Source organism: Pelagicoccus albus, assembly GCF_014230145.1.
Classification (GTDB): Bacteria; Verrucomicrobiota; Verrucomicrobiia; order Opitutales; family Opitutaceae; genus Pelagicoccus; species Pelagicoccus albus.
In genome coordinates this window covers 676,464-691,717 of record NZ_JACHVC010000006.1, presented here as the reverse complement: position 1 = coordinate 691,717, position 15,254 = coordinate 676,464, and the positions used below count along the sequence as shown (strand labels likewise).

Sequence of the window (15,254 nt, the reverse complement as noted above, 5' to 3'; positions counted from 1 at the left end):
ATCGCGCAAACTAGAAGACATTTTTCGACTCGGTCAATGGAATTAGGTCAACCAGACTGCAAAAGCTATTCCACTCACTTCTCTTTGACAAAGGAAAGTGAGTTGCAGCCCTAAATTCGCGCTTGAGCGCCACCGAGTTCGCTGATCAGTCTCCCAACTGAAAATGTCTCAACCGACTCCCAAATATCCGCTTCTAATACTAGATACCGCCTCGAGGAGGACTTGGGTCGGATTGAAAAGCGGTCCCAACGAACTCGACTACAGGTGCGAAGAGCAAGATCCGAGCAAAACCTTGTTTAAGCTTACCGACGAGCTGCTGAAGTCAGCAGGGCTATCTTTGTTCGATTTGGGGGCGATTATATTCTGTTCTGGTCCGGGGTCGATGCTAGGGGCACGCACATCCTGCATGGCCATCCGGTCTTGGAAGGGCATCGGGGTTGAAGCAGCCAACAATGTCTTCGAATACAATAGCCTCCGCCTAGGAGCCTGTTTGGTCGAGTCAGCGAGCGGTTTGCCAGAGTCGGGACTAATCGTGACGGATGCCAGACGCTCTTCCTGGAATGCGTTAGACTTCCCGGCATATCCAGATTCCTCTATTCAAATCGTCGGAAACGAGCAACTCGAGAAAGCCGGTTCGGCTATCTTGAGCTTTGAAGAGTTCCCGACCTGGACCAAAACCGAGGCATCCATCACCAAGATCAGCTATTCACCCGCCCAAACCTTCGCAAACGAAGCGTTTCTGGCTATCATTAAGCAAGTTCCGGAAGCGGTCCCACTGGTAATCCGCCAGAATGAATTCAAGAAGTGGGACGCAAAGATCCACGCCGCTCCCGAAGCATGAACGGCCACGAGCAGATACCTCGTCGGTGTTGGGCAGAAATCGATCTCGCCGCCCTGGAACGAAACCTCAAAGCCATACAAGCAGCTCTGCCCGAGCACATACGCTACATCGCGATCGTGAAAGCGGACGCCTATGGTCACGGCGTCCATCAGACTGTGGCTCGCCTCATGCAGGCAGGTATCGAAATGTATGGCGTCGCAAATGTCGCCGAGGCGGTAACGATCCGTGAAATCGGGGGCAATGGCTGGTCGATACTCGTCCTAGGAGCAACCTTGCCTGAGGAAGCGGGGTTTCTTTTCGAATACGACTTAACACCCACCCTTTCGAGTATAGCCGAGGTAGAGATGCTGGACAAAATGGCCGTCGAGCGTCGGACAGAGCTGAAAGTTCACCTAAAGATCGACACCGGCATGGGGCGCCTCGGCATTTGGCACGAAAATGCGGGTGAACTCTTCGAGGCCATGAAAGCGGCGAAAAACCTAAAGCTGGACGGAATCTATACCCATTTCGCCCATGCCGAGACAGACGTCGAATTCACCGAGGTTCAACGTCGCCGCTTCATGACCGCAATCGCGGCGGTGGATTGGATCGATCCCTCCCAGCTCTTGATTCACGCGGACAATAGCGCGGGACTACGAAGCTTCTCCAAGTCGAGCGCCTACAATGCGGTGCGGATAGGCCTGCTTCAATTTGGCATCACTCCCTACGCCAAATCTCTCTTCGCCAAAGTTCCGACCACCCCGATCTTCAGCTTCAAAACCAGAGTAGCTCTCGTAAAAAGCCTTCCGGCCGGAATGGAGATCAGCTATGGACGCACCTGTCGATTGAAGCGGCCGAGTCGGGTGGCAATTCTCTGCGCTGGATACGGCGATGGTATTCCGAGGGCATTGAGCAATAAAGGATTCGCCTTGGTTAACGGAAAACGTTGCCCCTACCTTGGTCGAGTAACCATGGACCAAACCATCATTGACGTAACCGACCTACCCGAAAACGAGGTATCCGTCGGCGACGAAGTTTGCCTCATAGGATCGCAAGGTGGCGGTGAGATAAAGATCGAGCAATTCGCGCGTTGGGCCCAAACCATTTCCTGGGAGATCCTTTGCTCAATAACAAAGCGGGTGCCACGAATCTACAAAACGGCCATCGCAACCGGTTGAAATCTGCGAATAGACAAGTGCCTCCAATCCTATCTCTTGTCTGCCGACTTCCGCTTGCGCTTGATCCGATGATCAAATTCCGCTGTTTACAGCATGTCCGTATGACCTAGTTTCACGCTCGTTCGATCCAAGCATGCCAAATATTCCCAACGAAATCGTATTCGTCTGTACCGCAAACACCTGCCGCAGCCCGATGGCTGCAGCCCTGTTTAGGCACGCATTGGCCGCTCAGGAGGAGCCTCTGCGGTCCCTTAAAGTCTCCTCTGCGGGTGTATCCGCTTTCGCTGGACAAGCTGCTAGCGCCAACTCCGTAGCAGCTTTGAAAAAGGTGAATATAGATCTGAGCGACCATGCGAGCCAACCCCTTAGCCAAGAGCTGGTCGACAATGCCCTTGCCTTCTTTTGCATGACCGACTCGCACCACGCGATGCTCAGTTACCAAATTGACCCGCCTCCACCCAACGCATTTCTCATGCGGCAGTTCATTGGTCCCGAGGCGAGTACCCAGATTCCCGATCCATTCGGTGGCAATCTAGCCCAATATGAGGCCTGTCGCGACAGTATGGTAGAGGCGATCCCTTCTCTTCTGGAAGTAGTCAAGCAACTGCACGACGCTGCCAGCTCGACAGAGGATGGGGGCGAGGAATCATAGTACCGCTTTCCAACAAACAGTATGGCTAATTACATTTACCTTTTCCTGAAAGGCATCGCTATGGGCGCTGCCAACGTAATACCGGGAGTTAGCGGCGGAACGATCGCCTTCGTAACCGGAATCTACACCGAATTCATCGATAGCCTTAAAGCGTTCGACCTGACGGCTCTGAAACTCGCCCTCCGCTTTGAAATTCGAGCTCTCCTAAAGCACGTAAATTTCGCCTTTCTCTTCCCTCTTTTTTTAGGGGTCGCCGTCAGTCTCTTTTCTCTGGGTAAATTGCTGGACTGGCTCTTCTCAGACTACCCGATCCTAGTTTGGAGCTTCTTTTTCGGCCTCATTCTGGCATCCGTATACTACGTTTCCGAAAACATACGGAAACGGACCGCTCCCGTTTATATTACCTTTGTTCTCGGTACAGTCGCGGCCTTGGCTTTAGCGTTGCTAAAACCAGCCGAGGAAAACCCAGCGTTCCTTTACGTGGCGATTTGCGGCGTTGTCGCGGTATGCAGCATGATATTGCCAGGACTATCCGGATCTTTCGTTCTCATCCTGATGGGCAATTACCAGCTCGTCATGCTTCAAGCCGTTCCAGACCTCAACTTGCAGGTCATTTTCCCCTTCGCGATCGGAGGAGGCATCGGTTTTATTGTCCTTTCGCGAGCAATCTCGTACTTGCTCCACCACTACCACGATACAACCCTTAGCGCTCTAACAGGTTTCATCCTCGGATCCTTGGCCGTTATTTGGCCCTGGAAAGAGGAAGTGTTTCTCGTAGATGATGCTGGCGAGCTTCTTTTGAAAGATGGCGAATCTATCGTCCAAGGTTACCAGTGGTACGCTCCCTCGCTTTCAAATAGTGGAACATGGATCGCAATTGCGCTGATGGTTCTCGGAGTCCTGTCAGTCATTCTCTTGGAAAAAACAGCCAAGTCGCGTTAAGCGGCGTGGTGTATGCATAGCTTGTTTATGCGCAAAAAACTCATAATTGGCGGAGCAGCGATCACTCTCGCAGCCGCCGTATGCGTTTTCTTGTACTCCTACATTATCGGATTTGAGCGTGACTCTCTGGCACGAAAGCTTCCTGAGGACACATCGGCTTATCTTTCCATTCGGCACATCCGAAAGGCAGCTATCGCATTCGCTACTGACGACCGACTCAAATCCATGAGCAACGTGGCGCAAGCCATTGCTCTCAGCGTAGGCGACTCGAGCTCGAGCTCATTGCCAAATTGGACCTCGGAGATCCAGGTCGACCCGAAGCTCCTCGCAAAGCTGGGACTTCACTTCAAATCCCAGATTGCGATTGCTATTCCGTCGCCAGAAGGAAATGACATCGCCCTACTCGGACAGTTTTCTGGCTCCCAAGAATCCCTGTACGAAACGCTAATAGAGATTGCGAAACAAGCATCCAGTAAATCGATACAGTTCGAGTGGTCCGAAAGCGCATTTGGCAACATACGCTACCAAGAGTTGAATATCACCCCCAGCCTCGATTATAGCCTAAGCGTATTTCCCACCATCTGCTGCACAGTATTCGAGGACGTATTCTATCTCACCTACTCAAGCGATGGGTTAGAAAAACTCCTACAGCACGCTCAAAGCAAGGAGTCACCCAACCTCGAGGAACGGCTTACGAGGCACAAAGTCGCTCAACATATCATCGATCCGGACGTAATCGCCTACGCAAATCTAGAACCTGCAGTCACACTTGCGACGACACAGATCCAAAATCGATTATTGCAACGGGGCGGACTCTATTCCGCCTTCGACGCCTCGAGCTTCATCGAGACGCTAGGTCTAAACGGGCTGCAATCCGCACTTCTCGCTTTTGAATTAACTGGAGATCAAGCACTGTATTCTGGAGTCAAATACAACGCTCCTAATCCACTGATCGGCACCGCAAACCCACCGCATCTTGCTAACCTCTCCGACTTGCCGGTCGAACTATCACTCGTCAATCAAGGTGAACTGAGCGTCAACGTAGGAGAACTATTGATTCTGGTCCAAAACGCCTTCCTAAAGGCCGCACCCATAGCGAATTTTCCCTACATCGCGTTCAACGCGAAAGTGTATTCCGAGACCCGGAAAAACTTCGTCCAACTTTTGGAGTCCTCCTTTGAAAAAAAGCTTCGCACCCTGCAGACTTTGGATATTGGAACCGCTCGCGACAGAGATGGAAATATAGTAGAAAACCTTTTGTACGATGTCGCATTCCGAGTCCCTTTTGAAACGGATTCAGAATTAGGGAAAGTGCTTCGTAACAGATTCCCAACCCTGACTAAAAGCAATCCAAGGTTGATATATCAGGAGGGTGACACCCTATACATTGACTCGGATTACGATTCCAGCGTGACAGGCGGCCGATTCGCAATTCGCGTCGAAGACCAGTATTTAACTTTTGGCTACGGCACCTTGAAATCGTTTTACCTTATTCAGAAACCCGCGTCTTCCTACTTGATATCCCAACCCGACCCGACCCCAAACTCAGAATTAATCGGAAACGGGCGGTTTTCTGCCCAAAACATGGCCTACACACTCAACCGGTGTGCTCCAGTCTTCTACCAACAGCTCAACCCCGGAAAAAGACTTCCCGCCGAGCTAGAGCTTTTCGATTGGAGTAGCCTTAACAGCTTAAACCAAGAGCGCTCGTCTCGAGTTTATAACGACGCGGATGGTGAACTTTACCGTGTATCTAAAGCTCAGTAGGTCCCATTTTTATTCCAAAAAACCGGCAATAGTTAGTCCCAACCTTTTGCTTCAGGTCTTCCAAAGGTACTTCTAGTAAATCTGCCGAAAACTCATAAACGCCCACAATATTCAAGGGGCTATTCAGCGTAATATCCGCTTCTAGAGTCTCGCTTACATACTGATCCGGACCTTTCATATCCGGAGCGTCCGTCTCAATCAAAAGCCGATCCAAAGGCACTTTTCGAAAGGCATCCCGCTGTTTGGCTTTTCTTTCAAAAGCAAAATAGGCCGAGACGGAAAAATAGGCTCCTAAATCAGCAAACGCTTCAACCATCTCGGACGACCCGCCATAGGAGTGTAGAAGAAAGCCGCGGCTTGGAAGCTCGACTCGTTGCAAGACTTCCAACATCCATCCCCAAGCTTTGAGGCAATGAATCGAAACCGGTAGGTTCCTCTCCGCCGCGATTCTCAGTTGCCAAACAAACGCTTCTTCCTGCTTCTCTAAATCGTATCCTTGAATCCAACGATCCAAACCGATTTCTCCAACTCCTGCTTGAGGGAACTGGTCCAAGCGCTCCAACATCGATTCTTTCCAACGCCCCGAAGCCTCGTTTACCCTCCAAGGGTGCAGACCAAAGGATGGCTTGAGAAAGGAGTATCGCTGACAAAGGCGCGCCACTTGATGCCAGTCGCCCTCTCCCGTGCCATTTACGACTGCCCCACCTACTCCGAAGCGATTGTACCGCTTCTGTAAATCATCGAGATGCGGCTCGAGCCTCGCATCCTGTAAATGGCAATGGGCGTCGTAAAACTCCATACCGCTATGCGAAACAAAGAATGGAGCCGTGGCGAGAATCTTAGAGATCGGCCAGAAAGACTTCCAAGCCGTCTAAGCCTTCGGAAAAGAATGCCTCCATCTGCTCCTTTTCATCCTCGGGCTTCTGCAGCATGAGACGACCTTCCCACGTGATGCGACAGGATTCCTCACCTGTCGACTCAACCAAAACCTTGGATCGGTAGCGATAGTCTGACCATAGGCCTTCGACCACTTGATAGAAGAATTCTTCGTCGTTCTGGTCGCTCCAATACTTTTCGACCAACTCCGTCTCTCCACCACTCAAAGTAGCTCTCCGAAAGGAAAGTCCGCACTTATCAAAGATCGACACCGTTTCGATCCATGGATGCCAACTCACGATCAGAGCGGGCGCGGAGAAAAAGCGACACACCGTTTCCTTGGAATAAGGAAATTCGCGAATCACGGTTGCATCTACTATTTTCATGGCGTCTTCAGAACGGGAAGCACTTGCATAACAAGCGGTACCGATAACTACCTATCGTCCCCCGAAACCATATATTGGCTCTAAATTGCTGAAAAACGCCCAATTTCCAACCGGATAAGCCGATTTGGCGAAAAAACTGGGCTCAACAGGCTAGCGAGACTGCAAACGAATTTTGCTTAAGCCATTGAGTCGGCAGGCGTCCATGACGTCCGTAACCGTCTCCAAGGGAGTCAGGTTGTGCGCTCTTATCAACACAGGTATGTCGTTGCTGAGATCCGATAGATTGGAAATCACACCTTTCAGCTCTTCGATCTCGACCTGCTTGTTTTCTAAGAAAACCACGCCTTCTTCGTCGATACTTATCTGGATCTTATCCGGAAATTCGTTTTTTCCCGCTGACTCGATCGTTGGCAGCGTAAGGTTCAAGGTGGTCATTTCCTTGAATTGCATACTGACCAAAAAGAAAAAGATGAGGATGGTCAGCACGTCCATAAGCGGAACGATATTGATCGTCGGCTTAGGACGCTTCCTAGTCAGCAAGCCGCTCATACCTCTTTGAGACCTAGCTGCTCGAGCAAGGCTTCGATTTCTACGGCGAAGGTCTCCACTCGACGCTGGAAATAGCTGTTAGCGATCAAACAGGGAATCGCCACCGTGAGCCCCAGAACCGTAGTTGTCATCGCCATGGCGATGCCTTTCGTGAACAGTGCGGGCTCTGGTAGTCCCGTATCCAAAGAAACGTTTCCAAAAACGGTCACCAAACCCGTGACCGTACCCAAAAGCCCAAGTAAAGGAGCCGCCCCGATCACGATTTCTAAAAACACAAGGCCGCGTTCCATCCTATTCACTTCGAGGCGAGCATAGGCTTTCACTGCTCCTACATCGGCTTCGTGCTTGTGCCAGTGTCGCAAGATTCGGCCAAAAGCGGAAACGGATTCTCCCTCGCCCCTTCGCCCTTCACCGGCTTCTACCGCCAATTCGTCCGGCAAGATCGCTCTCCGTCGGAGAGAATAAAGTCTCTCGCAGATTACGAAAACGCCCACTAGCGAGCAGGCAAGAAGGGGATAAACGAAGATCCCAGCGTCTTTGAGGATGTCTGGCATATGCAAAGAATGGAACAAAAGGCGCTTCTCGCGAAGCGACCCTCAAAAGACTGCAAAGCCTTACGCTTGTTCAATAGAAAAACGTTCGTATCCAATTTTGGGCAAAAAAAAGCCCGACGGGTTTTCGACCGCCGGGCTGAATTTTTCGAAACTGGCTGGGTTGGCCTACTTGGCCATGTATGGAAGCTTCGATACGACGGAAGCGATATCTGACTCGGCTTCCTTCAGCTCCCCAATCATATCCCACTTACCGGCAACCAATGCCTTCTGGGCAGATTCGCGAACTACGGCTGGAAGACTTTCCTCCCCGAAGAGGATGCGCTCGTTCTCGACATCGAGGGTGATCTCGATCGATGGATCCGCTTCAACTGCTGCGGAGATCTTGGCAATGTCTTCCTTCGTTGCGATGAAGCAAGGTATGCCGAGCGTCGTGCAGTTGCCAAAGAAGATTTCAGCGTAGCTTTCGGCGATGATTCCGCGGAATCCATAGCGGTAGATAGCCTGAGGCGCATGCTCGCGAGAGCTGCCGCAGCCGAAGTTCGCTCCACTGAGAAGGATGCTCGCATCCTTGAATCGCTCTTCGTTGAGCGGGTGAACCTTGTCGCTACCATCTTCGTTCTTGCGGACATCGTAGAAGAGGTACTCGCCCATGCTGTCGAAAGTGACGCACTTCATGAAGCGAGCTGGGATGATGCGGTCGGTATCGATTTCGTCGCCGGCCACGGTGACGCCTTTACCAGTTACTTGAGTGATTTTTTCTAAAGCCATTTTATGTAGTTCCTTTCAGGTTACGCGTTCGCGGTTGCGCAGATGTCGAACACTTCGCGGGAGTCGCTGATTTCGCCACGGATCGCTGCAGCAGCGACCATTACCGGGCTCATGAGAACGGTACGGCCAGTTGGACTTCCCTGGCGGCCCTTGAAGTTACGGTTCGAAGAGCTAGCGCTCAATTGGTCGCCGATGAGCTTGTCTGGGTTCATCGCCAAACACATGGAGCAACCGGCCTCACGCCACTCGAATCCAGCTTCGCGATAGATCACGTCGATTCCCTTTTCCTTACAAATCGCATCTACAATCTGGGATCCTGGAACAGCGATAGCCTTCACGCCGTAAGCCACTTTGTGGCCCTTGATGTACTTGGCTACTTCTTCGAAGTCAGAAAGACGGCCGTTGGTGCAAGAGCCGACGAAACATACATCTACCTTGGTCCCCTTGATCGGAGATCCGCCTTCGAGCTTCATATACTCGAGAGCTTCCGCCGTGATCGCCTTTTCGGAAGCGGCTACGGAATCCACGCTAGGGATGCTCTCTTCGATCGTGATGGCTTGAGCTGGGTTGATTCCCCAAGTCACGGTGGGAGCGATATCGGCAGCGTCGATTTCGACAACGTCATCGTACTCGCAGTCGTCGTCGGAGGCAAAAGACTTCCAGCTCTCAACCGCGGCGTCCCAGTCAGCGCCCTTCGGAGAATAAGGACGGCCTTTGAGGTACTCGAAGGTCTTTTCGTCAGGGTTAATGTAACCGACGCGAGCTCCACCTTCGATCGACATGTTACAAACAGTCATGCGCTCTTCCATCGAGAAGTTCTCGAACACTTCGCCCGCATACTCGTAGGCGAAACCGGTTCCGCCATTCACGCCAAGCTTGCGGATGATGTGCAAAATCACGTCCTTCGCGTAAACTCCCGGACGTAGCTTTCCGTTCACCTTGATTTGACGAACCTTGAGCGGAGCCAAAGCCATGGTCTGCGTAGCGAGCAGGTCGCGGATCTGGGTAGTGCCGATACCGAAGGCGATCGCACCAAACGCTCCGTGGGTAGAAGTGTGAGAGTCTCCACAAGCGATGGTCGTACCCGGCTGAGTGATGCCCTGCTCGGGACCTACCACGTGCACGATGCCTTGCTTGCCAGTGCTCATGTCGAAGAAAGTGACTCCAGTTTCGGCGCAATTCTTACGGAGCTCGTTGATCATGGCGTCCGCCAAAGGATCGGCAAACGGCTCAACGCGGGAATCGGTCGGAACGATATGGTCGACAGTCGCGAATGTGCGGTGCGGATAAGCAACCTTGAGTCCGAGGTCCCGCAACATGCCGAAAGCCTGCGGGCTAGTCACCTCGTGCAAGAGGTGGGTACCGATCAGCAATTGAGTCTGACCATTGGACAAGGTTCGCACCGTGTGCGCGTCCCATACTTTTTGGAATAATGATTTTCCCATAATATTTCGAATTTCTGCTGAAGTTAGAGGTTCGGCAAAATCGAAACTTGCCGACCGTTCGGCAATCGAAATCAGCTTTTTTCGCTAAGGAGCCTGGAATTCGGAATTGGCGGCCTTGCGGTAGGATTCAGGCGTCGTTCCGAGCCGCTTTTTAAACTGCCTATGCAATGACGCGAGGCTGCCAAATCCACTTTGCCGAGCGATTTCCTCGATACCCATCCCGCGTCGATTTCCGAGCAATGCAGCCGCTTGCCGCACCCGAAAATTATTCACGTAGTCGACATAGGTCATGCCCAGCGTCCGACGGAAAAATCGAGAAAAAGCGGCCTCCTCCATACCCAAGGCTCTAGCCGCATCACTGCGGGAAATGTGCTGCCTAAAATGCTCTTCAATGAAACGTTTCACCCGCTCAATTCGAGCGAAATCCTTCGAGCCCAAATCCGCTTTATTTTTCTCTTCTGCAACAACTTGCTTACATTCCAAAGACGCTATTAGGTCCAAAGCCACCAACAAACGAGCAATCTTCAAAACACCTTTCGAACGGTCCACAGAATTCAGCCGCGTGCGCAATCTAGCCTGGTCCAAAACCCTGAATTCCAAGGGAGCCGAAAGCTTCTTTTCCAACTCGCGAAGACTCTCCATTTCTGGCAATCGCAGCAAGGAACCTGGCAAAACTTCACGGCTAAACCTGAGCACGATTCCCGAGGTTCTTGAGCCACTTTTAGCCGCCGATCCGCTCCACCAAGCATGCATCACACGAGGAGGACAAAGGATCAGAGTCCCAGCTCCAAAAGCCCCCTGCACTCCTCCGATCTGCCAAACGCCTGAACCCGCAGAAATGTATACCAACTCATAGGAAGAGTGCCTGTGCAAGTCGTCCGCAAGTCCCTCTACATCAAAATCTTGAAAAGATATCGAATCCGATTCACTCGCCTGAAGTGCCCAATTTTCAAACATTGGGCACAAATCATTCTCATTTTGTGACGTTCATCAACACCACAATTCCTCTGTGCAACATTTCAACAATCCCTAGTAAAAGACCTTTTCGAGAAAGAGCCCTTTGGCCGGAGCTGCTTGAACGAGAGGTATACGCTGCTTCGTTTCGAACACCTTCTCCAGTTGCTCAAGTGACAATCGCCCCGCCCCGACGTTAACCGCGGTTCCAACGAGGCTCCTTACCATTTTGTACATGAAGCCGTCCGCCTGAAACGATAGCCGGATGAAGCTGGAGTCCTGCCTGAGCTTCGCCTCTTGGATCGTCCTGACGGTCGTTTCGTACTCTAGGCCATTCCCTCGAGAGGAAGCAAAAGCGGCAAAATCTTTTTCGCCCACAAAGAGCTCGAGGGCCGCATTTAAGAGATTGAAATCAATCGGACCCGGTATCGACCAGCAAAACGGGTCCTCGAATGGATCTGCGTCACCCAGCTTGATCTGGTAGAAATAGCGTTTCGAAATCGCGGAAAAACGGGCATGAAAATCATCCTCAACCTCAACGACTGAGCTCACTTGGATTGATTTGGGAAGCAGAGCCGCGAAGGCCTTCACCATCTTCTCGCCGCCGTGTTTCCAATCTTGGTCGAAGTGGAAAACCTGTTCCAGAGCGTGAACTCCCGCATCGGTCCGACCGCTTCCCTGAATCCCGACTGGTTCCTTAAAAAAGGTCGCCATAACCTCTTCGACAACCTGTTGAACCGAAATCTGGCCGTTCTGTTTTTGCCAGCCCGCGTACTCTCTACCGTCGTAAGCGCAAGTACACTTCCACCGCATCAATAGCCGTTCTCCTCGTCGACTTCCGCGTAAGGGTCATACTCTGGCAAAGCGATATTCTGATTCAGGTAATCCTGCAAAATCAGGCTCGCAGCGACCGAATCAATCTTGCCGGAGCGCCTCAACTCATCGTTCCGTCCCTTTGGAAAAGACTTGGAGGCTTCGACCGAGGTTAGCCGCTCGTCGAGGCGGTGCACAGGGAGCTGGATCTTGAGAAGGAGCTTCTCGATGAACGCATCCACTTCCTTGGCTTTGAAGCCCACGGAGCCATCCATGTTGTATGGATAACCAAATACGAAAGCCGTAGCTCGTCGTTGTCTAGCGAGCTCGGCCAAAGCATCGATTCGCTCCGCTTCCGTCGCTTTCACTATCGCCGGAAGCGGAGTCGCTACTCCTATCTCATCGCCATAGGCTACGCCGACCCGACGCTCACCGTAGTCTACACCGATACAACGCATAGGAATATAAAAGTAACGATCAGAGGAGACGCTTCAGAGCTTCTTCTTCACCGAGGTTACGGACCATTTCCTTGATTTTCTGAGCCTTGTCCTTACGGCAAACCAAAGTGGCGTCACCGGTGTGGACGACGATCAAATCTTCGACTCCGATCAAAGCCACAAGGTGATCTTCACCGCTGACTACGATGTTGTTGGAACACTCCATGTAGCGGGCTTCACCCTTGTTGACGTTGCCCGCGCGGTCGGATGGGAACTGGCGTTCGATCGCTGGCCAAGCGCCTACGTCGTCCCAATCGAATGTAGCGGCCAAAGTCAGGACATTTTCCGCCTTCTCCATGATGGCGAAGTCGACAGAGATCTTTTCCAAATGTGGGTAGAGCTCGCCGAGCAATGCGACCAAATCCTTACCTTCGTTCATGCCTGACTCGATCTCCTCGAGACCGGTCATCAAGGTCGGAGTGAATTCGGAAAGAGCTGCTGAAATTGTCTCAACGCTCCATACGAACATACCGGCGTTCCAAAAGTACTCTCCGCTTTGCAAATAGAGCTTCGCGGTTTCTAGATCCGGCTTTTCCTTGAATTGGCGAACGCTGAAAATGTCTCGGTTGTCTATAACTTCCTTTACCGGACCACACTGGATGTAGCCGTATCCGGTCGCTGGTTCGGTGGGTTGAACTCCAAGAGTAACTAGGCTCGCGGAAGATTCAGCCGCCTTAAAGGCAGTCTCGAGTGCAGACTTGTAGGAGTCTGCATCATTGACCACAGCATCAGCTGGCAGCATCGCCATCGATGCCGCAGGATTACGTTGCTTAACCAAGAGCATCGCCAAGCCAACGGCAGCAGCGGTATCGCGGCCGACTGGCTCTGCCACGATGTTCGCATCAGGCAACATTGGAGCAACATCCCGAACCCCTTCGAGCTGTTCGCTGTTTGTGATGACGATAATATTTTCGACTGGAAGAAGTCCGATCAGCCGCTCAATCGTTTGAGTCAGCATCGGCTTATCGCCGACGATCGGAAGCAAGTGCTTCGGACGCGCTAGCCGGCTAGCCGGCCAAAACCGCTCACCTTTTCCACCTGCCATTATAACTGCATATCGATCTGCCATGACACACCAGAAACCGGAAGACCGTCTCGCCGTCAATGGAGAACAGGCAAACCACCCAGATACAAATCAGCGCCAAATACCGTTGAATCACTTGTGACGATCCACACAAAGCCCCTAATGCCTCCGCCAAAACAGGAAAAATTGAGCCCAACTGAGCTCACTCGCTACAGTCGTCATATATTGCTCGAACAGATAGGCGTGGAAGGACAGCAGAAGCTAAAAGCAGCCAAGGCGCTCGTGATCGGAGCAGGTGGCCTGGGCAGTCCAGTTGCTTTGTACTTAGCGGCGGCAGGAGTAGGAACGATTGGCTTGGCCGATTTCGATAAAGTCGAGCTCCACAACCTTCAAAGACAGATTCTCCACGGCAACTCCGATGTGGATCGCAAGAAAACCGAATCCGCAAAAGAAGCGCTTTCTGAGATAAATCCGCTCATCACTGTAAACCTTCATCCAGAAGGTATACAGCCAGACAATGCCGTAGAACTGTTTTCCCAATACGATATTGTCATCGATGGTACGGATAATTTTTCGACTCGTTATCTAAACAACGATGCGGCCTATTTTGCAGGCAAGCCCCTCGTCTACGGGAGCATTTTCAAATTCGAAGGACAGGCATCCTTCTTTGATTCCTCATCCGACGGTCCGTGCTACCGGTGCTTGTTTCCAGAGCCCCCTCCTCCTGGCAGCGTACCGAGCTGCGGAGAAGCGGGAGTGATGGGTGCTCTTTGCGGAATTGTCGGAAGTATCCAAGCGATGGAGACCATTAAACACCTGACAGGGACCGGCGAAACCTTAACAGGTCAACTCCTCTTCATAGATACTCTTAACATAGAGTTTAAGAAGCTGAAGCTAAAGAAAGACCCGTCTTGCCCTCTCTGCGGACTCCATCCTAAGTACAAAACGATTGAAGCCAGAAACTACGCGGAACTCTGCGAAACAAAATCCGACCCAAAAATCACTAGTAAACCTGACAAAGAAAACATGAGTGACTTGCCCATAGAAATAAACGTTCTCCAGACAAAGGAGCTAATGGACTCCGAAGATGTTCTCCTTCTCGATGTTCGAGAAAATTTCGAACGCGATATAAGCAAAATCGAACAAAGCCTACATATTCCGATGGGCGAGATTCCTAACCGAACCGAGGAGCTGCCAAAGGATAAGAAAATCTTGGTACATTGCCATCACGGAGGACGAAGCGCCAGAGTTGTGCAATTTCTACAACAGCAAGGATTCTCTACCGTTTCCAACGTCGCAGGAGGCATAGATGCTTGGAGCACCCAAATAGACTCCTCCCTGCCTCGCTATTAAAACTCGAGGTGTGTAAATACAAACAGGCCTGCCTCCTAAAAGAAGACAGGCCTGAGAAATAGATTCGAGAAGCGAGTTTTACTTGCTGCCGCGCGTTTTGGTTAGGCCTGCAGCCTTCTTGATATTCTGTAAAGACGGAACAGAAATACCGAACTTACTAGCGATCGCAGCACCCTTCTCACCTGCCTTGACAGCCTCGATCACTTGAGCCTTCAGCTCTTCAGTGATGCGAGCGCGCTTGGCCCGCTTCTTGGCTTTACCAGCAGAGGCAGCTGCAGCAGCCTTAGGCTTGCGGCCACGCTTGGCGCCGCCTTCAAGACCTTGCAAAGCGGATATCAACTCGGCACGAGTTGCAAATCCGACCTCCTTATGGAGAGTAGTCAATTTCTTAGACATTTCCGCAGCGGCCTTCTTTTCGAGTGCCTCGAGCTTCGCCTTTGCAGCAGCAATTTGTTTCTGTGTATCAGTGATCATTGAAACGTAACAAAGTTCACAAAATGCAATATTCAACTCAAAACCAATATATTACGTCAAAATAAGCATTTATCATAAGTCTATTATTTGAATAACACAGTAGTTCTACCAAACACCCTAGAAATTGATCCCTGAATAATACCTAGTTTCTGAACTTCGATCATCGGAGGTTCATATATAGCAAGTATTAGTACCGACATTC

At 51.3% G+C, this 15,254-nt stretch carries 17 protein-coding genes; 6 read left to right on the top strand and 11 right to left on the bottom strand.

Annotation, left to right across the window (positions count from 1 at the left end; translation table 11 throughout):
• Positions 1 to 163 precede the first annotated feature (163 nt).
• The 5 genes from H5P27_RS06315 (at position 164) to H5P27_RS06295 (ending at position 5,359) form a co-directional block, all read left to right on the top strand.
• The gene (locus H5P27_RS06315) at positions 164 to 841 is read left to right on the top strand and encodes a hypothetical protein (protein WP_185659521.1); all 678 of its coding nucleotides are present in this window, start codon (positions 164 to 166) and stop codon (positions 839 to 841) included.
• A complete protein-coding gene (gene alr / locus H5P27_RS06310; protein WP_185659520.1) occupies positions 838 to 1,998 on the top strand; it encodes an alanine racemase in 1,161 nt (386 codons plus the stop codon). The genes H5P27_RS06315 and alr overlap by 4 nt, the downstream gene beginning before the upstream one ends.
• 133 nt (positions 1,999 to 2,131) lie before the next feature.
• The gene (locus H5P27_RS06305) at positions 2,132 to 2,650 is read left to right on the top strand and encodes an arsenate reductase/protein-tyrosine-phosphatase family protein (RefSeq protein ID WP_185659519.1); all 519 of its coding nucleotides are present in this window, start codon (positions 2,132 to 2,134) and stop codon (positions 2,648 to 2,650) included.
• Between the two features lie 21 nt (positions 2,651 to 2,671).
• A complete protein-coding gene (locus H5P27_RS06300; protein WP_185659518.1) occupies positions 2,672 to 3,592 on the top strand; it encodes a DUF368 domain-containing protein in 921 nt (306 codons plus the stop codon).
• A 12-nt stretch (positions 3,593 to 3,604) separates the two neighbouring features.
• A complete protein-coding gene (locus H5P27_RS06295; protein ID WP_185659517.1) occupies positions 3,605 to 5,359 on the top strand; it encodes a hypothetical protein in 1,755 nt (584 codons plus the stop codon).
• Here the strand turns inward: H5P27_RS06295 and H5P27_RS06290 are convergent.
• The 10 genes from H5P27_RS06290 to H5P27_RS06245 form a co-directional block, all read right to left on the bottom strand.
• The gene (locus H5P27_RS06290; protein ID WP_185659516.1) at positions 5,346 to 6,158 is read right to left on the bottom strand and encodes a TatD family hydrolase; all 813 of its coding nucleotides are present in this window, start codon (positions 6,156 to 6,158) and stop codon (positions 5,346 to 5,348) included. The genes H5P27_RS06295 and H5P27_RS06290 overlap by 14 nt on opposite strands.
• Positions 6,159 to 6,198: 40 nt before the next feature.
• Entirely contained in the window at positions 6,199 to 6,621 is a 423-nt protein-coding gene (locus H5P27_RS06285) for an SRPBCC family protein (protein WP_185659515.1), read from the bottom strand.
• A 150-nt stretch (positions 6,622 to 6,771) separates the two neighbouring features.
• The gene (locus tag H5P27_RS06280) at positions 6,772 to 7,170 is read right to left on the bottom strand and encodes an ExbD/TolR family protein (protein WP_185659514.1); all 399 of its coding nucleotides are present in this window, start codon (positions 7,168 to 7,170) and stop codon (positions 6,772 to 6,774) included.
• Positions 7,167 to 7,724, bottom strand: a complete 558-nt coding sequence (locus H5P27_RS06275; RefSeq protein ID WP_185659513.1) for a MotA/TolQ/ExbB proton channel family protein — start codon at positions 7,722 to 7,724, stop codon at positions 7,167 to 7,169. Before H5P27_RS06275 ends, H5P27_RS06280 begins: the two co-directional genes overlap by 4 nt.
• 165 nt (positions 7,725 to 7,889) lie before the next feature.
• On the bottom strand, positions 7,890 to 8,492 hold the full coding sequence (gene leuD, locus H5P27_RS06270; protein WP_185659512.1) for a 3-isopropylmalate dehydratase small subunit: 603 nt from the start codon (positions 8,490 to 8,492) through the stop codon (positions 7,890 to 7,892).
• A gap of 20 nt (positions 8,493 to 8,512) precedes the next feature.
• Positions 8,513 to 9,937, bottom strand: coding sequence for a 3-isopropylmalate dehydratase large subunit (leuC, locus tag H5P27_RS06265; protein ID WP_185659511.1), 1,425 nt, complete (start codon positions 9,935 to 9,937; stop codon positions 8,513 to 8,515).
• Positions 9,938 to 10,021: 84 nt separating this feature from the next.
• Positions 10,022 to 10,894 (bottom strand): helix-turn-helix domain-containing protein, encoded by an 873-nt coding sequence (locus H5P27_RS06260; RefSeq protein ID WP_185659510.1) that lies wholly within the window; start codon positions 10,892 to 10,894, stop codon positions 10,022 to 10,024.
• Between the two features lie 72 nt (positions 10,895 to 10,966).
• Entirely contained in the window at positions 10,967 to 11,704 is a 738-nt protein-coding gene (gene truA / locus H5P27_RS06255) for a tRNA pseudouridine(38-40) synthase TruA (protein ID WP_221774625.1), read from the bottom strand.
• A complete protein-coding gene (gene ruvX / locus H5P27_RS06250; protein WP_185659508.1) occupies positions 11,704 to 12,162 on the bottom strand; it encodes a Holliday junction resolvase RuvX in 459 nt (152 codons plus the stop codon). Before ruvX ends, truA begins: the two co-directional genes overlap by 1 nt.
• Positions 12,163 to 12,181: 19 nt before the next feature.
• On the bottom strand, positions 12,182 to 13,270 hold the full coding sequence (locus tag H5P27_RS06245; RefSeq protein ID WP_221774624.1) for a mannose-1-phosphate guanylyltransferase: 1,089 nt from the start codon (positions 13,268 to 13,270) through the stop codon (positions 12,182 to 12,184).
• 117 nt (positions 13,271 to 13,387) lie between these two features.
• On the opposite strand from H5P27_RS06245, the gene moeB reads away from it, so the two are divergent.
• On the top strand, positions 13,388 to 14,578 hold the full coding sequence (gene moeB / locus H5P27_RS06240; protein ID WP_185659507.1) for a molybdopterin-synthase adenylyltransferase MoeB: 1,191 nt from the start codon (positions 13,388 to 13,390) through the stop codon (positions 14,576 to 14,578).
• A gap of 78 nt (positions 14,579 to 14,656) precedes the next feature.
• On the opposite strand, the gene H5P27_RS06235 is transcribed toward moeB, so the two are convergent.
• Entirely contained in the window at positions 14,657 to 15,052 is a 396-nt protein-coding gene (locus tag H5P27_RS06235; protein ID WP_185659506.1) for a helix-turn-helix domain-containing protein, read from the bottom strand.
• Positions 15,053 to 15,254: the final 202 nt, after the last annotated feature.